Genomic DNA, 1,790 nt, shown 5'->3' on the forward strand with positions numbered 1-1,790 from the left:
CCGCCCGCCGCCTTTATCGAGGACGCGGTGGCGATCATCGGCGGCCTGCTGATCGTAGCGGCGGTGGCATGACGACGAAAATCTTCGACGCCATCATCATCGGTGCCGGACAGGCTGGCCCTCCGCTGGCCGGGCGGCTGACGGCCGCCGGCATGAGCGTCGCGCTGATCGAGCGCAAGCTGGTCGGCGGCACCTGCGTCAACACCGGCTGCATGCCGACCAAGACCATGGTCGCCAGCGCCTATGCCGCGCATCTGGCGCGCCGCGCCGCCGACTATGGCGTGACGCTCTCCGGGCCGGTCGGCGTGGATTACAAGGTGATCAAGGCGCGCAAGGACAAGGTCACAAACGACGCTCGCGGCAATCTCGAGACCTGGATTGCCGGCATGGACAAGTGCACCCTCTATCGCGGCCATGCGCGTTTCGAATCCGCCAACACGGTGCGCGTCGGCGACGATCTGCTGACCGCCGAAAAGATCTTCCTCAACACCGGCGGCCGCGCCTCGGTGCCCGACCTTCCCGGCATCCACGACATCGACTATCTGACCAACTCGTCGATGATGGATCTCGACGTGCTGCCGCGCCATCTCGTCGTCGTCGGCGGCAGCTACATCTCGCTCGAATTCGCTCAGATGTTCCGCCGCTTCGGCGCGGAAGTCACCGTCGTCGAGAAGAGCCCGCGCCTGACCGGCCGCGAGGACGAGGATGTCTCCGCCGCCATCCTGTCGATCCTCGAAAACGAAGGCATCGCGGTCCATGTCGGCGCCGACGACATTGCCTTCGCCAGACAGGGTGACGACATCGCCGTGACCTTCTCCGCCGGCAAGCCACCGGCGGTCGGCTCGCATGTGCTGCTGGCGCTGGGGCGCACGCCCAACACCGACGATCTCGGCCTGGAAAGGGCCGGCGTCGAGGTCGACAAGCGCGGTTTTGTCACCGTCGACGACCAGCTGCGCACCAGCGTGCCCGGCATCTGGGCGATGGGCGACTGCAACGGCAGGGGCGCCTTCACCCACACCTCCTACAACGACTACGAGATCGTCGCCGCCAATTTGCTCGACAACGATCCGCGGAGGGTCAGCGACCGGATCGAAGCCTATGCGCTCTACATCGACCCGCCGCTTGGCCGCTGCGGCATGACCGAGGCCGCAGTGAAGAAATCCGGCCGTCGCGCGCTGGTCGGCCAGCGGCCGATGACCCGCGTCGGCCGCGCTATCGAAAAGGGCGAGACGCAGGGTTTCATGAAAATCCTGGTCGATGCCGACACCAGGGAGATCCTCGGCTGCTCGGTGCTCGGCCCCGGCGGCGACGAGGCTATCCATTGTGTGCTCGACCTGATGTACGCCAAGGCGCCCGTCGACACGCTGGCGCGTGCCGTGCACATCCATCCCAATGTTTCGGAGTTGCTGCCCACCATTGCCCAGGAGCTGAAGCCGCTGGCGTGACAGCCCGTTGAAGACCCATTTTAAAGCTCTTCCTTTTCTGCATCGCTGCAATGCAGCAATGCAGCTTGCGCACGGTGGCGTGCTTCGCGCAGTCTGGAATTGAACCGATTCAGTCTGGACGCACCATGCCCTTGCCGATCCTTGCGCTTGCCATTGCGTCCTTCTGCATCGGCACCACCGAATTCGTCATCATGGGCTTGCTGCCTGAGGTCGCCGCCGACCTCGGCGTGTCGATCCCCGCGGCGGGCCTGCTGGTTACCGGATATGCGCTGGGCGTCGTCTTCGGCGCCCCGATCGTCGCCATGGCCACTGCGCATTTGCCGCGCAAGCCGGTGCTGGTCGGGC

At 65.6% G+C, this 1,790-nt stretch carries 2 protein-coding genes; both read left to right on the plus strand.

Annotated elements, in window-relative coordinates:
• Window positions 1-68: 68 nt before the first annotated feature.
• Window positions 69-1,445 (plus strand): FAD-containing oxidoreductase, encoded by a 1,377-nt coding sequence (locus tag EN969_RS29595; protein WP_063168860.1) that lies wholly within the window; start codon window positions 69-71, stop codon window positions 1,443-1,445.
• Window positions 1,446-1,570: 125 nt separating this feature from the next.
• On the plus strand, window positions 1,571-1,790 hold a 220-nt coding region (locus EN969_RS29600), incomplete at its 3' end, for an MFS transporter (RefSeq protein WP_164758610.1).

The sequence above is a fragment of the Mesorhizobium sp. M7A.F.Ca.CA.003.01.2.1 genome (assembly GCF_003998945.1).
GTDB classification, from domain to species: domain Bacteria; phylum Pseudomonadota; class Alphaproteobacteria; order Rhizobiales; family Rhizobiaceae; genus Mesorhizobium; species Mesorhizobium ciceri.

Bases quoted from the DNA above. Each gene is read 5' to 3' on its own strand.
- EN969_RS29595 (WP_063168860.1), top strand. From the start codon at position 69: ATGACGACGAAAATCTTCGACGCCATCATCATCGGTGCCGGACAGGCT.